Origin of the sequence: Bradyrhizobium sp. SZCCHNS30572 (assembly GCF_032484415.1) — a bacterium.
Classification (GTDB): Bacteria; Pseudomonadota; Alphaproteobacteria; order Rhizobiales; family Xanthobacteraceae; genus Bradyrhizobium.
Window position 1 is genome coordinate 191667 of record NZ_JAUESY010000013.1, and the last position, 20631, is coordinate 212297.

Annotated in this window: 2 protein-coding genes (1 of these 2 cut by a window edge); both read right to left on the reverse strand. The window is 68.3% G+C overall.

Annotated features, from left to right (window positions below; genetic code table 11):
- On the reverse strand, positions 1-16407 hold the full coding sequence (locus QX048_RS32955) for a non-ribosomal peptide synthase/polyketide synthase (protein WP_316200844.1): 16407 nt from the start codon (positions 16405-16407) through the stop codon (positions 1-3).
- A protein-coding gene (locus QX048_RS32960; protein WP_315827778.1) for a non-ribosomal peptide synthetase crosses the window boundary here: on the reverse strand, positions 16400-20631 show its 3' portion. The gene runs 2359 nt beyond the window's last position; 4232 of the gene's 6591 nt are visible here — the last part of the coding sequence; its start codon lies beyond the right edge, outside the window; the stop codon is at positions 16400-16402. The genes QX048_RS32955 and QX048_RS32960 overlap by 8 nt, the downstream gene beginning before the upstream one ends.

Genomic DNA, 20631 nt, shown 5'->3' on the forward strand with positions numbered 1-20631 from the left:
TCATTCAGCCGGTTCCGGCTGCAGAGCCGGTGATGTCTGCGCCGCCTGGTCCGGCTCCAGCCACGCGCCGAGCGCCGCCAGGAAAGATTCGTTGCCAAGGATCGAGAAGTGGTCGTCGCCGACCACGCCCAAATCTGCCGCCTGCGGCAGTCCCGCCGCGAGCCGATCGCGCTGTCGAAGCCGGCCGGAGGTCCACCAGCAGCCGGGCGCTGCAACGAGATCGGCCGGCCATTCGGCCGCCCGAGCCAGTTGCGCGAGGTGGCGCCCGACCCTGAAGGCCGAGACGATGTCGTCGACGCGGAGAAGACCGTCGCGCGGCTGCAGCGGCGCCGTGCCGATTGCATCGACGACCAGGCGCCGGATCACCTCGTCCGTCACCGGCGCATCGCCGGAACGAATCGCCGTCACCTGCGACGCAATGGCTGAAGGCTGCACGCCCGGCGCCGCGACCGACAGCAGCGTCAGCAAGTCGTCGGTCCAATGCCGCCCGGGCGACGGCTGCTCGTCACCATGCGGAACGAAGCTGTCGATCAGCGCCAGGCGCTCGACCCGCTCACCGCGCCGCTCAAGTTCAGCAGCAACCAGGCACGCGACCAGTCCGCCAAGCGACCAGCCAATCAGATGATAGGGTCCCTTGCTTTGCTTCCGCGCGATCTCATCGACATAGTCCACGGCCATTGCCGTCAGCGACTCGTCGGTGAAGGACGGTTCGATCAGCGTCCGGCACTGCAGTCCGATCAGTTGCCTCCGTCCCTCCAGACGCCGCGCCAGCGGCGCGTAGTCGAACACCGTGCCGAAGCCGCCGTGAAGACAGAACACCGGCGGCGCGCCATCGATCGGCGAACTCAGGGGCAGCAGCGCCGACGGTCGGATGGATGATGCTGCGGGCGTGCCGAGCAAGGCGCGAATGGTCGGCTTCTGAAGGAGATCCCGCAGCTTGATCTCGCCATCGAGGATCGGGGCACGGCGAAGGCGCGCGATCACATTGAGGCTCAGGATCGAGTTGCCGCCGAGCTCGAAGAAGTTGTCGGTGACGCCGACTTGCGCAACACCGAGGATCTCCGCCCACAGCTTCGCCATCGCGACCTCGGCGGGACTTTCCGGGGCGATGAACGCGCGCCCGGCTGCGATATCAGGCGCGGGCAACGCCTTGCGATCGACCTTGCCGCTCGATAGCGTCGGCAGGCGCTCGAGCACGATGATGCGGGATGGAATCATGTAGGCCGGCAAAGTCCGGCGCAGCGCGGCAGTCAGCGTTGCAGACAGCCGCTCGGCCGCAGCCGCGGCGGCGTCGCCTGGCGCGCGTGGCGCCACATAGGCCACGAGCTGATTTCCTCCCGCACCCACCACGGCGAGCACGGCAGCCTGCGCGACCGCTGGGTCGCTCAGCAGAGCCGATTGGATTTCGCCAAGCTCGATCCGGAAGCCGCTGACCTTGACCTGATCGTCGCTGCGTCCGAGATATTCGATCGTGCCGCTCGCATCCCATCGCGCAAGGTCGCCGGTGCGGTAGAGACGTGCGCCCTCGTCCGCCGAAAATGGATCCGGCACGAAGCGTTCCGCCGTCATGCCTGGCTTGGCGTGGTACCCGCGCGCGAGCCCGAACCCGCCGATGTAGAGCTCGCCGGCTGCGCCTGCCGGAACGAGATTCAGCGAGCCATCGAGGATGTAGGCGGTGCGGCGGCCAACGGGAATGCCGATCGGCGCATAGGCCTTGTCGCACGCCGTGTTGCCGTCGACCTTCCACACGAGCGGTGTCACGACGGTCTCGGTCGGACCATAGCCGTTGATCAGGATCTGCGGCTTCAACGTCCGCCTGACCTTGTCGAAGCCGGCCTTGGGCATCGCCTCGCCGCCGAACGAATACAGCCTGACGGGCGGCGGATTGCCGGCCTGCTCCACCCACTCTGCGACCTGCTGCAGATAGGCCGGCGGCAGGCCGATATGCGTGATCCGCTGCGCATGAAGTTCGGCGACGGTCCGTTCGGGCGTCCACAGCTCCGCATCGCGCATGACCAGCCGAGCGCCCTGCGACAGCACCGTGAGCCACCGCTCATGCGCGCCGTCGAAGGCCAGCGACAGGAAATGCAGCTCGCTTGCGTGCTCGTCGAGCTCGTAGAGCGCAGCGGTCGCTCGGCAATGCATCGCCAGCGGTCCATGCGCGACGGCGACGCCTTTCGGCCGCCCGGTCGAACCGGACGTGTAGATCACATAAGCGAGACTCTCCGGATGCAGGCGTGGATCCGGCGCATGGTTCGGACCGCTGGCGAAATCGAACGAGGCCAGATCGATCGCCTGGACGCCTTCGATAACGGAGATGTCACACGCGCCGGACAGCAGCATCCTCATCCCGGAATCGCGCATCACATGAGCGATGCGGTCCGGCGGCAGCTCGGGATCGAGCGGGACATAGGCTCCTCCGGCCTTCAGCACGGCAAGCAACGCGGCCATCGTCGCTTCGTTGCGCTCGACGACGACGCCGACGCGCTGGTCGGGCTCGAGCCCGGCCTCGACGAGGTGGTGCGCGATCCGGTTGGCGCGACGATCGAGCTCACCGTAGGACACGTTCCGGCCGCCGATCGTCAGGGCGACACGTTCCGGATCGCGCTGTGCATGATCGCGGATCATCTCGTGGACGAGTGGACGCATCGCGGCAGACGCCGCCCGGCCATTGCAGGCGTCTGCGCGCTGCACATCCTGAGCGGTGGACGCATCGATCGCGCCAAGCCTGGCTTCCGGACCTCGTAGCATGGCCGCGAGCAGATGTTCGAATTGCGCCCTCACCTGCTCCGCCTGTTCCGGCGTGAAGTGGCTCGGCATATAGGTGAATTCGACCTGTAGCGTATCCTCGACCATGACGGACAGGTCCATCGGATAGTTCGTGACGTCGACGTTGCGCAGCTCGCCGAATTGAAGCGAGCCGTCGCCCTGCAGCAGGCCTCGGTCGACGGGATAGTTCTCGAACACGATGATGCTGTCGAACATGGTCTCGCCGGCACGCCCGGCCCAGCTCTGGATGTCGTAGAGCGGCGTCTGCTCGAAGTTGCGCATCGCCGCGTTGCGGTCCTGCATGGCGCGCAGCCAGTCACCGATCGTTGCGGCCGGCGAAGGCGTCTCGATCACGGGCAGCGTATTGATGAACAGGCCGATCATCTGCTCGGCCCCGTCGAGACCAGCCGGACGGCCGGCGACGGTGACCCCAAATGTAACGGTCTGCTGGCCGGTGTAGCGTTGCAGCAGCAGCGCCCAGACGCCCTGGATGAGCGTGTTCAGGGTGATGCGCTCGTGCCGGGCGAACGCCTTCAATGCCGCGGTCGCATCCTTGTCGAGCCGGGTGTAGCAGCGCCGGTGTCCGTGCGCGTCGTAGCGCCGCGCGCCGAAGGCATCGGCCAGTTGCGTCGGCTGGTCGAAGGCCGTGAGTTGTCCTCGCCAGAAGCGCTCGGCGGCCTGCGCGTCCTGGGCCAGCAGCCAGGCAACATAATCGCGATAGTGCGCCGAAAGAGCCGGGAGCGCCCGCCCGGCATAGCACCCTAGGATTTCGCCGATGAAGCGGGCCGAGCTCCAGCCATCCATCAGGATATGATGGTAGGTCCAGATCAGGCGATGACGATCGTGGTCGAGCTGCAACAAGCGGACACGCTGCAGTGGCGGCACCGCGAGATCGAACTCGGCATCACGCTCCGCGGCCAGCGCTGACGACAGCCGCGCCTCATCGACAGCTTGCCCACACCAGTCTTCCGTTGCGAACGGCACACTGGCCGCGCGATGGACGGCCTGCAGCGGTGCGCCGGACAGCTCGCGCCAGAGAAATCCGGTACGCAGCATCGGATGACAGGCAGAGACCTCCTGCCACGCGGTGCGCAGCCGCTCGACGTCCAGCCCGCGGATCTCGACGCTGACTTGGTTGACATAGACGCCACTTCCGGCATCGCGCAGGCTATGGAACAGCATGCCCTGCTGCATCGGCGAGAGCGGGTAGACGTCCTCGATGCGGTCCCAGTCGACACCGAGCCGCGCGAGCTCCTCGCTCGTCAGCCCGGACAATGCGCCGCGCGCGCGAGTGATTGCGGGCTGGTCGTTCCGCGCCGCCACGCAGGCCGGCGCGAGCAGCTCGATCGTCTGCAGCCGGAACACGTCTCTCGGCTCCAGCTCGAGACCAGCCCGGCGTGCGCGACTGACCATCTGCAGCGAGATGATCGAGTCGCCGCCGAGCTCGAAGAAATTGTCGGTGACGCCGACGTCCGGCTGGTGCAGCAGCTCGGCCCAGATCGCAGCAAGTGCGGCCTCGGTCGGATTGCGTGGCGCGACGCGCTGTCCCTGCCCAAGCCGCGTATCGGGCAACGGCAACGCCTTGCGATCGATCTTGCCGTTCGGTGTCAGCGGCAGCCGCGGCAGCACCATCACGCGCGACGGCACCATGTAGTCCGGCAGCGTTGACGCGAGAGTCGCGCGCAGCTCGGCTCCGTCGAGCGCATCGTCGCCGCTGACATAGCCGACGAGCTGCCGGCCGCCGCCGAGCTCTTGCGCCACCACGACGCTGTCGCGCACGCCGGTCTGCGTGCGCAGCCGCGCCTCGATCTCGCCGAGCTCGATGCGGTGGCCGCGGATCTTCACCTGATGGTCGGCACGGCCGACATAGTCGAGCAAACCGTCGGCGCGCCACCGCGCCAGATCGCCGGTGCGGTACAGCCGCGCACCGGGATCGCCGAATGGATCGGGAATGAAGCGCTCGGCGCTGAGCGCCGCTCGCCGCCAATAGCCGCGGGCCAGGCCCTCGCCGCCGATGAAGAGCTCGCCTGTCACGCCGACGGGGGCGGGTTTGAGATTGCCGTCGAGCACATGCAGCGTGGTGCTGCCGATCGGGCCGCCCAGGACGGGTGCGGGATCGCGTGCGTCGAGCCGATGGCGCGCCGACCACACCGTGGTTTCGGTCGGCCCGAACAGGTTCCAGGCCTCGCCTCCGAGCGCGAGCAGCCGAAGCGCCAGGTCGGGCGCCAGCGCCTCGCCGCCGCTCAGCAAGCGGCAGCCTTGAGGCAGCCAGCCGCGCGCACCATCGTCATGATCGAGCAGCATGCGCCAGCTCGACGGCGTGGCCTGGATCATGGTCACGCCATGACGGGCGACGATCGCCTTCAATCTCGCCGGATCATGGGCCGAGGCGCGATCCGCCAGCACGATCCGCGCGCCATGAATGAGCGGTAGCCAGAGCTCAAGCACCGCGATGTCGAATGACAGCGAGGTCAAAGCGAGCACGCGGTCATCGCGCGCGATGCCCGGTTGCTCAGCCATCGTCGCCAGGAAATTCGTCACGGCGCCATGGCGCACCATCACGCCCTTGGGAAGGCCGGTGGAACCGGAGGTGTAGATGACGTAAGCCAGGTTGTCTGGATGGATGGCGACGTCGAGATTGCCGACGCCGACCGAATCTTCTCCAAACTCCTCGTCCAGCAGCCAGGCCTGGGCGTGGCCGTCCGCCAGCACAGGCGCGAGCTGGTCGTGGAGCGTCGCCTGCGTCAGCAGCAGCTTCGCGCCGCTGTCGGACAGCATGTGCGCGAGACGCTCGGCCGGATAGTCCGGATCGAGCGGCAGATAGGCTCCGCCCGCCTTGAGCACCGCGAGCAGCGCCACCATCATCGTGACACTGCGCTCCAGCGCCAGTCCCACCACCACATCGGGACCGACGCCGTGCTCCCTGAGCCTATGGCCCAGCCGGTTCGCGCGCGCATTCAGCGCTCCGTAACTGATCGTCTCCTCATTGTGCACGAGCGCAATCGCATCGGGCGCGCGCCCTGCTTGGGCCTCGAACTGAGCGACGACACCCGGCGCTATCACGGCCCCGGCCGTTGCGTTGACCCGCGCCAGCAGCGCGATGTCCGCGGGATCATCAGCCGCAAGGCAGCCGACCGCCTGCTCGGCATCGCCAGTGATGGCCGCGAGCAGTTGCACGAACGCCTTGTGCAGCCGGCGAATCTGGGCCTCGTCGAAATGTTGCTGCTGGAAATTGAATACCAGCCGCAGCTCTGCTTCGAGACCGACGCTCACGAACAGCGGGTAGTTGCTCGTTTCGAGGATCCTCGTCCGGCCGACGCTCACGCGGCCATCTCGGGTCTTCAAGGCCTCGTCCACCGGATAGTTCTCGAACACCAGGATGCTGTCGAACAGCGGACGCCCTGCCTGGCCCGCGATCCGCTGAATGTCGGCCAGCGGCATCCAGCCATGATCCCGCAAGGCGAGATTGCGATCCTGCAGGTCGCGCAGCCACGCACCGACCCGCCGCTGCGGATCCTCGGCATCGACCACGGGCAAGGTGTTGATGAACAGGCCGACCATCTCCTCGGCGCCAGCGAGCCCAGCGCGCCGGTCCGACACCGTCACGCCGAAGCAGACCGTATCCTGGCCGGTGAACCGACGGAGCAATTGCGCCCATGCCGCCTGCACCACCGTATTCAGCGTGACCCGTTCGCGGGTCGCGAAGCGTTGCAGCCGCTCGCTGAGATCGGCGTCCACCGCCATGGTGAGCGAGCCATGGCCGACGCGAGCGTCGACCGCAGGCCGCGACAGCAGGCTCGGCTCGTCGAGCCCGGACAACGCCGCTCGCCAGAACTCGGCCGCAGCACCGTGGTCCTGCGCCTGCAGCCATGCGATGTAGTCGCGGTAGCGCGGCGGCTGTCCTTGCAGCGCCCCCTGCCCCTCGTGCTGCATCACCTCGGCGATGAATCGGGCCGAGCTCCAGCCGTCCATCAGAATGTGATGATGAGTCCAGATCAGCCAATGCCGGTCGTCGGCGATCCGGATCAGCCTTACGCGCTGCAGCGGCGGCCGCGAGAGATCGAAGCCGTCGGCGCGCTCGCGGTCTGCCGCCGCCATGAGCGCAGCATCCAAAGCGGCCGGAGCGAGCTGCGCCGCACGTTCCCGCCAATCTTCCGCGACGAAGGGAACGTCGGCACTGCGATGGACGACCTGCTGCGGTGGTCCCGGCAATTCACGCCACAGGAAACCGGTGCGAAGCACGGTATGGCGATTGCTGACCGCCTGCCACGCGGCTTGCAGCTTGCCGGCGTCGAGACCGCGGGTCTCGGCGGCAACCTGGTTGACGTAGACCCCGGTGCCGTCGTCGTGCAACGCGTGGAACAGCATGCCCTGCTGCATCGGCGACAGCGGATAGATGTCCTCGACCTCGCGCCAATCCAGCGCCAGCGCATCGAGCTCGGCCTGGCTCAGCTTCGACAACGGCACATCGGACGGCGTCACGCCATGGACGCCGCTCGTGCAGTGATCGACCAGCTCACGCAGCGCCGCCTCAAAACAGTCCGCCAGGCGCGCAATCGTTTCGCGGCGTTGACGCTTCCCGCTGAAGCCGAACGACAGCTCCAGACGACCGTCGAGCACCCTCGCATTGATCGCGATATGGTGGCGCAACGGGCTCGATGCGGCGCGCGACGGGCCGGCGCTCTCGGGCGCGATCGAGAACAGCGCCGTCTCGTCCGCGCTGCCATCGACCTGTCCGAGATAATTGAACCCGATGCGCGGCTGCACGCCCGTCGTCAGCGCCGCGCGCTGGGCATCAGAACCCAGGTAGCGCAGGACACCGTAGCCAAGTCCCCGGCTGGGGACGGACCGCAGCATCTCCTTGGTCGCCTTGATCAGCACCGCGGGCGGCTGCGATCCAGCCGCCAGTCGTACCGGGAACGCGGTCGTGAACCAGCCGATGGTTCGCGACAGGTCGAGCCCGCCGCCGAGATCCTCGCGGCCGTGACCCTCGAGTTCGATCGCCATGATCTCCCGGCCCGACCACAGCCACAGCGCACGCGCGAGCGCCGACAGCAGCAGATCATTGACCTGGGTTCTGTACGCCCCGTGCGCCGTGCCCAGCAGACGCGCGGTCAGCTCGGCGTCGATCGCGAGCGGCACGTCGTCGGCGTCTGCAATCGTATCCCGATCCGCATGATCGAAATCGCTCGGCACGTCCTCCGTCTGCCGGAGACCGGACCAATGATCCCACTCTGCAGCCGGCACATCCGAGGCCGCGTGCGCGCGCAGCGCTGCGCCCCATTGGGCATAGGCGTGCGTCTTGGGCGGCAGCGTCGCCTCTTGTCTACGCATGAGCTGCTCATAGGCAGCCGCGAGATCCTCCAGCAGCACACGCCACGACACGCCGTCGGTCACGAGGTGATGAATCACGATCAGGAGGCGCTGCCCGCCCTCCGGCAGATCGATGCCGACCAGCCGCACCAGACGTCCCTCCGCGAGCGAAAGGCTCGCCTGGACCTCAGCGGCGAGCGCGGTGACCGCCTCGCCATCGGCCAGCTCGCACGACCGAAACAGGTCGGAGACCGCCGGCGCCGGCCCGTGCTCGGCGCGCCAGATGCCGTCGATGCGTTCGAAGCGCAGTCTCAGCGCATCGTGATGAGTGACGACGGCCACTGCCGCGCGCCGCAGCACGTTCCAGTCGAGCCGCTGCTGCGGCCGCAGCAGCAAGGCCTGGTTCCAGTGATCGGGCGCCTCCAGCTCCTGCTCGAAGAAACGGAGCTGAATCGGCAGCAACGGGAGTGGCCCGGAGACGAGACCCTGCTCCGCCGTCGTCTCCAACCGGACGACCTGCCGCGCGTCGCGCGCCAGGGCTTCCAGCGTCTGATGCTTGAAGACGTCTCGTGGCTCGATCAGAAGGCCGGCCCGCCGCGCACGACTGACCATCTGCAGCGAGATGATCGAATCGCCGCCGAGCTCGAAGAAATTGTCGGTCATGCCGACATCGGGCTGATGCAGCAGCTCGGCCCAGATGGTTGCCAACGCAGCCTCGGCCGGCGTCCGCGGCGCAATCCGCATCGCTGCAGCGGGCGCCTCCGGCGCCGGCAGCGCGTTGCGATCGACCTTGCCATTCACCATCAGCGGCAGGCGGTCGAGGACCACGATCCGCGCCGGCACCATGTAGTCCGGCAACGTCGCGGACAATGCGTCGCGCAGCACCTCGCCATCGAGCGCGCCGTCACCGCAGACATAGCCGACCAGTTGCCGGCCAGCCCCGAACTCCCTCGCGATGACGACGGCCGCAGTGACCGATGGCTGCTGCAGCAGCCGCGCCTCGATCTCGCCGAGCTCGATGCGGAAGCCGCGAACCTTTACCTGGTGATCGGCCCGGCCGACATAGTCGATGGCGCCGTCGCTGCGCCAGCGCGCCAGATCGCCGCTTCGATAGAGCCGCGCGCCGGGAGGTCCGAAAGGATCGGGAATGAAGCGCTCGGCCGTCAGCGCCGCGCGCCCGAGATAGCCGCGCGCCAGCCCGTCTCCGCCGATATGGAGCTCGCCCGTCGTGCCCTCGGCGACCGGATTGAGGTCGGTGTCGAGAATGCGCAGGATCGTGCCTGGAATCGGAAAGCCGATCGGCACGCGCGCCCCGCTCGCCGCGCGGCAGTTCCAGAAGCTGGCATTGATCAGCGCTTCGGTGGGCCCATAGCGGTTGTCGAACCGGATTGCTGGGAATACCGCGTAGACTTGGTCCTTCAGCGGGACCGGCAAGGCCTCGCCACCGGAGAACAGCCGCTTCAAGCTCACGCATCGGCGAGCCTCCGGCTCAGCCACGAATTGCGCGAGCATCTGCGGCACGAAATGCAGCGTGGTCACACCATGCGCGGTGACCGCATCGACCAGCCGCTTCGGCTCGCGATGGGCCCCCGGCGCCGCGATCGCAAGCCGCGCACCGACCGTCAACGGCCACAGGATTTCCCACACCGCGACGTCGAAGCTGAACGGCGTCTTCTGCAACAGCGTTTCGCCGGGATCGAGCCCGTACTCCCGCTGCATCCAGGCGAGCCGCGCTGCCAGCGCACCACGCGTGCAGGCCACGCCCTTCGGCACGCCGGTCGAGCCGGACGTGTAGATCACATAGGCGAGGCTCTCGGCGTGGGTCGGACTCTGGAGATCCAAGCTGCCGGTGTCCGTGTCCTGCGAGGCGCGTCTGTCGCCGACGGCGATCAACTCGGCGCCCGCCCCTGCCGTGATCTCCATCAGCCGATCACGCAACTGCGGCTGCGTCAGCACCAGCCGCGTGCCGCTGTCGCCCAGCATCGCCGCGAGCCGCTGGCTGGGGTAATCCGGATCGAGCGGCAGGTAGCCGGCCCCGGCCTTCAGAACGGCCAACACAGCCACGACCAGGTCGGCGCTGCGCTCGAATGCCAAGCCGACCGGAGCATCCAGAGCGATGCCGGCCTGCATGATCTGTCGCGCCAGGCGGTTCGCCTGCGCATTCAGTTCCGCGTAGCTGATCCCCTCCTGATCGGAGATCAAGGCCATGGCCGCAGGCGCCCGTGCGACCTGCTGTTCGATCTGCGTCACGACGTCGACGAAGCCGTCTTTCACCGTCGGCGCGGCGGGTCCCGAGCTCCAGCCGAGCACCCGTTGCAAAGCGGCGGCGTCCAAGCCATGCAGCTCCGCGACCGGGCGGCTGCTGTCGTCGGCGATGCGCCCGAGCAGGCAGGCGAACGCCGCCTGTATCCGCTCGATCTGCACCTGGTCGAACCGGCTGCGATCGTAACGGAAGCCGAGCCGGATGCCGGCGTCGGTCACGAACACCGCGACCGTCAGCGCATAGTTGGTGATCGAGATCTGCTCGGCGCGGCTGGCGCGCGGCCCCCCGCCGGCCTGATCGCGCAGCGCCGCGTCGACCGGATAGTTCTCGAACACGAAGATGGTGTCGAACAGCGGCCGGCCGGCGCGGCCGGCAAGGCGCTGGATCTCGTGCAGCGGCATCCAGCCCTGCTCGCGCAGGTCGACGTTGCGATCCTGCAAGCTGCGCAGCCACTCGCCGACCGGCGTTTGAGGTCTCGCGTCCTCGAGCGCGGGCACGGTGTTGATGAACAGGCCGACCGCCTCTTCCACGCCCGCGATCTCGGGCGGCCGGCCGGAGATCGTGGCGCCGAAGCAGACGACATCCTGGCCGGTCAAGCGCCGCAGCAACTGGCCCCACGCCCCCTGCAGAAGCGTGTTCAACGTCACCCGCTCGCGCCGTGCCGCGACCTGCAGCCGCTCGGTCTTCACCGCATCGATCACGAGATCGATCGAGGCATGGCCGTCGGCAGGTGCGGCCGGCCCGCCCAGCGCATCGGCCAGCAGGCTCGGCTCGCCGAGCGTCGAGAGCGAGCGCGACCAGAACATGCTCGACGCCTCTCGATCCTGCCGCTGCAGCCAGGCAATGTAATCGCGATAGCGGCCGCGCGGTGCGCCCAGCGAGGCGCCGCCGACATGCTGCATGATCTCGCCGATGAGCCTTGCTGCGCTCCAGCCGTCGAGCAGGATGTGATGATGGGTCCAGATCAGGCGGAAAACGCCGCCGTCGAGATCGATGAGACGGACCCGCTGCAGCGGCAGCCGTGACAGGTCGAAACCGGCGCGCCATTCGGCTGCCGCCACCTCGGCCAGCGCCGCGTCACGCGCGGCCTGATCCATCGAGTCCACACGGTCGCGCCAATCCTCCTCGACGAAGGGAACAGGAGCCTGCCGATGGACGACCTGCTGCGGTGCGCCCGACAATTCTTTCCACACGAACGCGGTCCGCAGCACCGCGTGTCTCGCCGTCACCGCCTGCCACGCCGCGCGTAAACGCGCCGCATCGGCGCCGCTGACGTCGACGGCGATCTGACTGACATAGTTGCCGCTGTCACCATCGCGCAGCGCGTGGAACAGCATGCCCTGCTGCATCGGCGACAGCGGATAGATGTCCTCGATATCGCGCCAATCGCGCGAGGCTCCGAGCAGGTCGAGCTCCGGCTGGCTGAGGCCCGACAGCGGAACGTCCGACGGCGTGAGGCCATGTACGCCGCTCGTGCAATGCGCGACGAGTTCCCGCAGCGCCGCGGAATAGCACGCGGCCAGCCGCTCGATCGTCGCGCGGCGATAGCGTCGGCGGCCGAAGCTGAATGTCAGCCTCAGCTGGCCGTCGAGCACCTGGCCGTTGATGCTGAGCCAGCGGCCAAGCGGTGCGCCGGCGCTGCGTGACGGACCCGCGCCTTCCGGCGCGAGCGCGAAGGCAGGGTCAGGGCCGGCGCCGAACTGGCCGAGATAGTTGAACACGATCCGCGGCTCGGCGCCGCCCGCCAGGGCGGCGCGCTGCTCAGGGCTGCCGCAGTAGCGCAGCACGCCATGGCCGAGCCCACGCGCCGGGATGGCCCTTAGTTCCTCCTTGATCGACTTGATGAGCGTGGCATCGTCGCTCGCGCCACCGGAGAGGCGAAGCGGAAATGCGGTCGTGAACCAGCCGACCGTGCGCGACAGGTCGATGCCTTCGAACAGATCCTCACGGCCATGGCCTTCGAGCTCGACCAGGCATTCATCGAGTCCGCACCAGCGGTTGACGGCGCGGGCCAGCGCCGCCAACAGCAGATCATTGACCTGGGTCCTGTAGGCAGCGGGTGCCTGCTTGAGCAGCTGCCCGGTCATGTCGGCATCGAACGACACGGCGACGTCTTCGCCATCGGCGACACGATCGGTCTCACCTTGATCGTCGTCGCATGGCAGGCCGCCGGCGGCACTGCGCTGTCTCCAATAGTCGAGCTGATCGGCCAGCTCCTCGCTCGCCGCGTAGTCTTCAAGCCTCCGGCTCCACGACGCCATGGACTGGCTCTTGGGGGGCAACGCAATCGCAACCGCGCCCTGCGCCGCCTGTCGATGCGCCGACATGATGTCTTCGAGCAGCACACGCCAGGATACGCCGTCGACGACGAGGTGATGCACGACGATGAGAAGTCTCTGGCTGCCGTCCGCGACGTCCATGCCGACGAAGCGCAGCAACGGCCCCTGCAGGGACAGGCTTGCCTGCGCGGCGGCGGCAACCGAGGTGATCTCCGCCGCATCCTGAACAGCGCGGATCCAGAGCAGATCGGCGCTCGCCGGCATCGCGCCATATCTCGCCTGCCACGCGCCGTCGCTCTGGAGGAATTGCAGTCGCAGGGACTCGTGATGCGCCACCACGGCCTCGACCGCCGGCGCCAACACCCGCCAGTCGAGCCGTGCCGACGGCACCAGCATCAACGCCTGATTCCAGTGATGCCGTTCGCCGGCGTCCTCGGCAAAGAAGCGGCGCTGGATCGGCAACAGCGGCACCGGATCGCCATCGCGCGCGAGCGGCTCGGCGGAGACGACCGCCGCCCGATCGCGGCGCGCGACCTGCGCCAGCCCTTGCAGCGTCTGATACCGGAACAGGTCGCGCGGCTCGATGGCAAGCCCGCGCTGGCGCGCACGTCCGACCACCTGCAATGAAATGATGGAATCGCCGCCGAGCTCGAAGAAGTTGTCGGTTAGCCCGACCCGCGAATGGCCGAGCAACTCAGCCCAGATCGCCGCCAGCTCCAGTTCAGCCGGGGATTGCGGTGCGACGTAGTCGGCCTCAGCAGACAACTGCTCGGGCGCCGGCAAGGCGTCGCGATCGACCTTGCCATGGGCCGTGAGCGGCATCCGCGACATCAGTACGATGCGCGCCGGAACCATGTAGTCCGGCAGTTCCTCGGACAACGCCGCGCGCAGCCCGGTCTCGTCGAGGCCATCCTCGCCGCAGGCGTAGCCGATGAGCTGCTGGCGTCCGCCGATCTCGCGTGCCACCACCACCGCCGACTGAACACCCGCCTGCCGCGTCAGCCGCGCCTCGACCTCGCCCGGCTCGATGCGGAAGCCGCGGATCTTGAGCTGGTGGTCGGACCGGCCGACATAGTCGATGACGCCATCGGCGCGCCAGCGCGCCAGATCGCCGGTGCGATACAGCCGCGTGCCCGGTGCGCCGAACGGATCGGGGATGAAGCGCTCCGCCGTCAACGCCGGCCGATTCCGATAGCCGGCCGCGAGCCCCTCGCCGCCGATATGAAGCTCGCCGGTGACGCCGACCGGAACGATGTTGAGATCGCCGTCGAGAACATAGGCCGAGCGCCGGCCGACCGGACGGCCGATCGGCGCATAGGCGCAGTCGATCTCGGCATCGACGTCGACCTTCCAGACCAGCGGCGTGACCACTGTCTCCGTCGGACCATAGCCGTTGATCAGCTTGCGCGGCCGCAGCGCCTGCCTGGCCTTGTCGAAGCCCGATTTGGGCATGGCCTCGCCGCCGAACGAATACAGCGACACGGGCGGCGGATCGCCGCGCCACGCCGCGAAGTCGGCGAGTTGCTGCAGATAGGCCGGCGGAAAGCCGGCATTGGTCACGCGCTCCGCGCCCATCACGTCGAGCGTCTTCTCCGCCGACCAGAGATCGGCGTCACGCATCACCAAGGTCGCGCCGCAGCTCAGCGCGGTCCACAACCGCTCATGCGCGCCGTCGAAGGTGAAGGAGAGGAAGTGCAGCTCGCGGGACTGCCGATCCATCTCGTAGAGACCTGCGGTGGCGTCGCAATGCATCGCGAACGGTCCGTGCGCGACCGCGACGCCCTTCGGCACGCCGGTGGAGCCGGACGTATAAATCACATAGGCAAGGCTCTGCGGATGGACATCGACCGTCGGGTCGGTCGCCGTCGTCTCGGCCGGCATCGCGCCGGGATCGACGACCGCGATGCCCGGCATCGGCGGCCATTGCGATCGTCCCGTCGCATCGACCAGCACGACGCGCGCGCCGGCATCGCGAACGGTTGCAGCGAGCCGCGCCGGCGGATGATCGGGATCGAGCGGCAGATAGGCGGCGCCGGCCTTCAGGACGGCAACAAGACTTGCGACGAGATCGGGCGAGCGCTGCATCGAGAGTCCGACGAGATTGCCGGGACGAACGCCGAGCGCCAACAGATGCTGCGCGATGGCGTTGGCGCGGCGATCGAGCGCCTGATAGGTGATCGTCTCGGCCCCGAACACCAGGGCCGCTGCACTCGGCGTCTCCTTTGCCTGCCGGGCGAACATCCGATGCACCGGCTGGAACGGCACGAGCGCAGGAGGGCAAGCGTTCCACTGTCTGACGTCGTCGCGTTGCCGGGCCGACAACAGCTCCAATGCCGCGATCCGACGTGTGGGATCCGCGACCATCGCTTGCAGGATCGAGAGCCAATGCCCGGCGAGCAGTGCGATGGTCGACCGGTCGAACAGCGCGGTGGCAAAGGAGAACAGCGCCGAGACGTCTCCCGACGGCGCTTCCTCGCTGTCGAGAGCGAGATCGAATTTCACCGTCTCGATCTCTGCCGCGATCGTCTCGATCTGCAATTCGGACGCAGCCGGCACATGTGCCGGCTCGCGCCGATGCTGATGGTTGTAGAGCACCTGGAACAGGGGCGTCTGGCTCTGGCTGCGCTGCGGCTCCAGCACGTCCAGCAGCCGCTCGAACGGAAGATCCTGATGATCCTGGGCCTCGAGCGAGGCCTCGCGCAGGGCGTGAATGACGTCGGCGATCGTGCTCCGGCTGTCGATGCGCGTGCGCAGCACCTGGGTGTTGACCAGCAGCCCGATCAGCCGCCGCGTTTCCGACCGGTCGCGATTGGCGAGCGGAACGCCGACGCAGATGTCGCCCTGCCCGCTGTAGCGATAGAGCACCAGCTTCAGCGCCGCGAGCAGCACGACGAACAGCGTCGTGTGATGCTGTCGGGCGAGCCCGCGCAGACGATCGGAAAGCTCGGCGCCGAGCGACAGGCGTATGGCATCGCCGGATTGGTCGGTCTGGGCCGATCGGGGGCGATCGAACGGCAGTTGCAGCATGGCCGTGTCGTGCAGCCGGTCGGTCCAGTACCGGAGCTGCCGCTCTTCCTCCACGGCACCGAGCCACAGTCGCTGCCAGGCGGCGAAATCGGCGTAGTCGATCTCGAGCGCCGGCAGTGAGGCGGTCTCGCCGCGGACGGCAGCGCGATAGAGCTGCCAGAACTCCTCGGTGAGGACCTGCATCGACCAGCCATCGGCGACGATGTGGTGCAGCGTGACCGAGAGGATATGCTCGTGCTCGCCGAGCCCGAGCAGCGCCGCGCGCAGCAGCGGTCCGGATTCGAGATCGAACGGCAGCGCCGCTTCCTCACGCAGCAGCCGGCGCGCCTGCTGCGCGCGATCGTCGCCCGCAATCTCGATACGGCGAAGCGCGACCGGCGCCGGCTTGCCTACGATCTGCTCCGGCTCGCCGCCGTCCTGCCGGAACGTGGTGCGGAGCGCGGCATGGCGCATGACGAGTCCGTCGAGCGCCTTCTGAAGCGCAGCGGCGTCGAGACGACCCCGCAGGCGGATCGCGACCGGCATGTTGTAGGCGGAGCCGCCCGGATCCATCCGCCACAGGAACCAGAGGCGGGCCTGCGCGAACGACAACGGCGCGCGCTGCAGATGCTGGCGCGCGATCGGCAAAATCGACAGATCGATGCCCTTGGCCGCCAACTGCGTGAGGAAGGCCCGCTGCTTCGGCGCATCGAGACGCGCCAACCGGCGCGCGATCTCGCTGAGCTGCTGGGTCTGAAGTCCCGACTGATCATTCATTGGCGAACTCGACTTCCTCAAGCAGATCGAACATGGCGGCGATGTCGTCGCTGCGCCTGCTCGTCGGCGGGTCCGCGGCGAGCGCGGACGCCATGGCCTCGACCGTGGTCAGCTCGAACAACCGTTTCAGCGGCAGCTCCCGCGCAAGATCGCGCTTGATGCGGCCGACGAGCTGGACGGCCACCAGCGAGTCGCCGCCGAGCTCGAAGAAGTTGTCGGTGACGCCGACCTCCGGCCTGTGCAGCAGCTCGGCCCAGATCGTCGCGAGCGCCGCCTCGGTCGGATTGCGCGGGCCGACTCTGTGCGCCCCCGGCGGCTTCGCGTCCGGCCGCGGCAGCGCCTTGCGGTCGATCTTGCCGTTCGGGGTCAGCGGCAGCTCCGGCAGCACGATCACGCGCGACGGCACCATGTAGTCCGGCAGCGCCGTTGCGAGCGCGGCGCGGAGGTTACTGCCATCGAGCGAGGCCTCGCCGCTGACATAACCGACCAACTGACGGCCGCCGCCGAGCTCCTGCGCGACGACGACGCTGTCGCGCACGCCCGGCAGCTCCCGCAGCCGCACCTCGATCTCGCCGAGCTCGATCCGATGTCCGCGGATCTTCACCTGATGATCGGCGCGGCCGACATAGTCGAGCACACCGTCGGCTCGCCAGCGCGCGAGGTCGCCGGTCCGGTACAGCCGCGCGCCGTCGCTGCCGAACGGATCCGGAATGAAGCGCTCGGCACTCAGCGCCGCGCGTTTCCAATAGCCGCGCGCGAGTCCGTCACCGCCGACGAAGAGCTCGCCAGTGACGCCCATCGGCGCAAGGTTGAGATCGCCGTCGAGCACGTACAACCGGGTGTTGCCGATCGGGCTGCCGAGCAACGGCACGGGATTCGTCGCATCGAGGCGGTGACGCGCCGACCATACCGTGGTCTCGGTCGGCCCATACAGGTTCCAGACCTCGCTGCTCAGCGCGCTGAGCCGCCGCGCCAGATCCGAGGCCAGCGCCTCCCCGCCGCTCAGCAGGCGGCAGGCTTTCGGCAGCCATGGAGCGGTTTCGCTGGTATTGGCCGCATCGTGATCGAGCAGCATGCGCCAGCTCGACGGCGTCGCCTGGATCATGGTCACGCCGTGCCGTGCGACCAGCGCCTTGAGCGCCGCCGGATCATGGGCCGCGGCGCGATCGGCGAGCACGATCCGGGCGCCATGGGCCAGCGGCAGCCACAGCTCCAGCACGGCGATGTCGAAGGACAACGAGGTCAGCGCCAGCACGCGGTCGTCGGCCGCGATGCCCGGCTGTTCGGCCATCGTCGCCAGGAAGTTCGTCACCGCGGCGTGGCGCACCATCACGCCCTTGGGGAGCCCGGTCGAGCCGGAAGTGTAGATGACGTAGGCGAGGCTCTCCGCATGCCCATCGACGGAAAGATCATCGGTCTGGCCGAGGCCATCGCCGGCCGCTACGTCGAGCAGCCAGGCCTCGGCATCGCTCCGGGCCAGCACCGGCGCGAACCGGTCATGCAGCGTGGCCTGTGTCAGCAGCAGTTTGGCGCCGCTGTCGTTCAGCATGTGCGCGAGACGCTCGGACGGATAGTCCGGATCGAGCGGCAGATAGGCCGCGCCCGCCTTGAGCACCGCGAGCAGCGCCACCATCATCGTGACGCCGCGCTCCAGCGCCAGCCCGACCACCACATCCGGCCCGACGCCGCGATCCCGGAGCCGCCGCGCCAGCCGGTTCGCCCGCGCATTGAGCGCACCGTAGCTGATCATCTCCTGCCCATGCACCAGTGCGACCGCATCGGGAGCTCGCGCCGCATGGGCCTCGAACTGCCGGTGCACGCAGAGCGCATTTGCATCGTTGGTCGCCGTCGCGTTCCAGGCCTGCAGCAGCCGCGCGCGATCTTCGTCCGGAACGACGTCGATCCTGCGCACCGGCGTATGCGGCGCCGCTTCCAGCGCCAGCGCCAGCTGCTCGAGCGAGTGCTGCATCATCGCGCCGACCCGCTCGGGCGCGACCGGCGCCACGGCCTGGACCGTCAGGTGAAGCCCATGGCCGTCGTCGTCTACCGCCAGCATCAGCGGATAATTGGTACGCTCCTCGCCACCGAGCCATTCGACGCCTTGCAGGGACTGTGCGTCTGCCAGCGCATCCTGTCTCCTGCCGTGCCGATAGTTCAGGATCGCGGAGAACAGCGGCGTCGGCGGCGCGACGCCGCTGCAGCGCTGGGCCATTGCCAGCGAGGCATGCTCATGCGCCATCAGCTCCGCCAGCCGCCCATGCGCTGCGCGAACGCTGTCCTCAACCGACGTGCCGTCGAGATCGAGCCGCAACGGCAGCGTGTTGATGAACAGGCCCAGGCTGCGGCCGGTATCGTGGCCGGCCTGCATGCGGCCGAGCAGCACGGTGCCGAACACGACCTGCTCACGTCCGCTGCTGCGCGCCAGCACCTGGCCCCAGGCGACATGACAGAGGCTGGCGAGGCTCGCGCCAAGGCGCCGCGCCTGCGCGCGCAGCCGCGCGTCGAGCGTAGCCGGCACGGGCAGCTTTGCCTCGCGCGCGCCGTCGCCGTTGCTGCGCACCTCCATCAATCCGAATGGTGCCGTCGGCGCATCGATGTCGGCGAGCATGCTCCGGAAGAAGCGCTGCTGCGCATCCTGCCCGCCGGCCTTGCGGGTCTCGGCCACGAGGTTGCGGAACGGACTCGGTGGAGGAAGAGCGCTGCGGCGGCCCGCCAGGATCAGTTGCACTTCCTCGTGCAGCGCCTGCAGAGTGGTATGGTCGCCGACCATGTGATGCAGCAGGACCAGCAGCAGCAGGCGATCATTTCGTGGGTCGCGGGCGACAACGAGACGCAGCAATGGCGCCTGGGTCAGGTCGAGCCGGCAGGACCTCGGATCGAAGCGGCGCGCCAGCTCGACCTGGGCCGGCTCGTTGCCTTCGAGCTCAACTTCGGTGACGCTTAGCGGTGCCTGGCGCCAGACCATCTGCGCCGGCACCGACAGCCCATCCCAGAGGAACGACGTCCGCAGGACGTCATGCCGGTCGATCACGTCCTGAACGGCCGCAAGATAGCGATCCAGCAGATCACGGCCCGCAAATGCCATCTGCGCGACCAGCACGTAGGGGTCGCCATCGGTCGCGAGCAGATGATGGAACAGGATTCCCTCCTGCAACGGCGACAGCGCGTAGATGTCCTGGACGTTGGCGACGCCGCCCGGCACACGGCCCACCACGCGGTCGATCTCGTCCTGGCCCAGCGCGATCAGCGGCAGCATGTCCGGCGTGATGACCGGGCTCTGCGCCGTGATCGGGTTGTCGGGAATTGCGGTCTCCTCGCTTTGCCGCAGGCTGGCCGCGAGATCGCGCAGCACCGGCTTGGCGAACACCATCTGCGCATCGATCGTCAGCGCAAGGCGCTTCAGCCGGTCCATCATGCGGACGACGAGCAGCGAATGGCCGCCGAGCTCGAAGAAATGATCGTTGCGACCGACGCGCTCGATGCCCAGCAGCTCGCGCCAGATAGCAGCGAGGGCCTGCTCGATTTCGCCGTGGGGCGGATCATAGGCGCCACGGCCGAACGCCTCGTCGTCCGGCGCCGGCAGCGCCTGCCGGTCGACCTTGCCGTTGGGTGTCAGCGGAAACGCATCGAGGCGAACGATCGCCGAGGGAACCATGTAGTCCGGAAGACACGCCTGCAATTGCGTGCGCAGGCGCGCCGCCCATGCGCTGGGATCACCTGCATCGTCCGCCGGCACCACATAGGCGATCAGCCTGAGATCGCCCTGCGCATCGCGCCGCGCCAGCACCGCCGAGTCCCGCACTCCGGCCTGCGCATTCAGCCGATGCTCGATCTCGCCGAGCTCGATACGGAAGCCGCGGATCTTCACCTGATGGTCGTTGCGGCCCAGGAATTCGATGTTGCCGTCGGCGAGATGGCGGCCAAGGTCACCGGTTCGATACATCCGCGCGTCGGACGACAGCCCGAACGGATCCACGGCAAAACGCTGCGCCGACAAATCGGGACGGTTGAGATAGCCGCGGGCAACCCCTGCCCCGCCGATCCAGATCTCGCCGACGGCACCGCGCGGCACCGGCATGCCCTGGGCGTCGAGCAGATAGATCCGCGCGTTGGCGATCGGGCGACCGATTGGGACGACACCGCCGGCGAAGCCGGGCGGACGGCGCCATGCGGTTGCGCAGACGGTTGTTTCCGTCGGGCCGTAGGCGTTGAAGACCGCGATCT

Coding starts and splice junctions, on each gene's coding strand:
- QX048_RS32955 (WP_316200844.1), bottom strand. CDS start 16,407: ATGAATGATCAGTCGGGACTTCAGACCCAGCAGCTCAGCGAGATCGCG.